A 1077-nucleotide genomic window follows, 5' to 3' on the forward strand; every position below is an offset into this window, starting at 1 on the left:
CGCACGGTCGTACCGGCTTCCTCAGTCCGCTTCGCCGGCCCCTGGCCGCACAGGGCTATGACTACGGCCCGACGTTCCAGGGTCTGCGTGCGGCCTGGCGGCGCGGCGACGAGGTCTTCGCCGAAGTCGCCCTGGCGCCGGAGCAGCAGGACGGCGCGGCCCGGTTCGGGCTGCATCCCGCCCTGTTGGACGCCGCGGTTCAGGCGGTCGGTCTCGGTGACTTCCTGCCGAACGCCGAGCACGGCTACCTTCCGTTCGCCTGGAGCGGGGTGCATCTGCACGCGGCTGGTGCGGCCACGTTGAGGGTCAAGGTGTCCCGGGCCGGCCAGGACGCGGTGGCGCTCGCGGTCGCCGACAGCAGCGGCGAACCGGTGGCGTCGGTGGCGTCATTGGTGCTGCGTCCGGTGACCGAGGAGCAGTTGGCAGTGGCCGATGCCGCTACGCACGACTCGCTGTTCCGGTTGGACTGGTCGGACATCCCGGTCGCGGAGAACCCGGCTGTCCCGGCGAGTCCGGTGAGCCCGGAGGCCGGGCACGGCCGTTGGGCGTTGATCGGTGCGGACGAGCTCAAGCTTCAGGCAGAGCTGGCCACCGCGGGTGTCGAACTCGACGCCTACCCGGACCTGGCCGTCCTCGGTGCGCTGGATGCCGTGCCGGAGCTGGTGTTCGTGACCTTCCCGCCGAGCCACGGCGCCGCTCTGTCGTCCGCGGAGGTGCGCGGGGCCACGGGCGTCGCACTGGGAATCGTCCAGGCGTGGTTGGCGGACGAGCGGTTCGCGGAGTCGCGGTTGGTGCTGGTCACCAGGGGTGCCGTCGCGGCCGGAGAGTCGCAGGACGTGTCGGACCTCGTGCATGCCCCGCTGTGGGGCCTGGTCCGGTCCGCGCAGCTGGAGAATCCGGACCGGTTGGTGGCGCTGGACCTGGACGAGCACGACGCCTCGTACCAGGTGGTTGCTGCGGCGCTGGCGACCGGCGAACCGCAACTGGCCGTCCGCGAAGGCGTGGTGTCCGCGCCGCGCCTGGTGCGGGTCACCGGAGACGGTTCGCTGGTGCCGCCGAACAGCTCGGCATGGCGGT

Annotated in this window: 1 protein-coding gene; it reads left to right on the forward strand. The window is 72.1% G+C overall.

The window, feature by feature from the left end; all coding sequences use genetic code 11:
- Positions 1-1077, forward strand: a 1077-nt coding sequence (locus AB0I03_RS27090) for a polyketide synthase dehydratase domain-containing protein (RefSeq protein ID WP_360417486.1), incomplete at both ends; no start/stop codon positions are given.

Source organism: Glycomyces sp. NPDC021274, assembly GCF_040641195.1.
Classification (GTDB): Bacteria; Actinomycetota; Actinomycetes; order Mycobacteriales; family Micromonosporaceae; genus Glycomyces.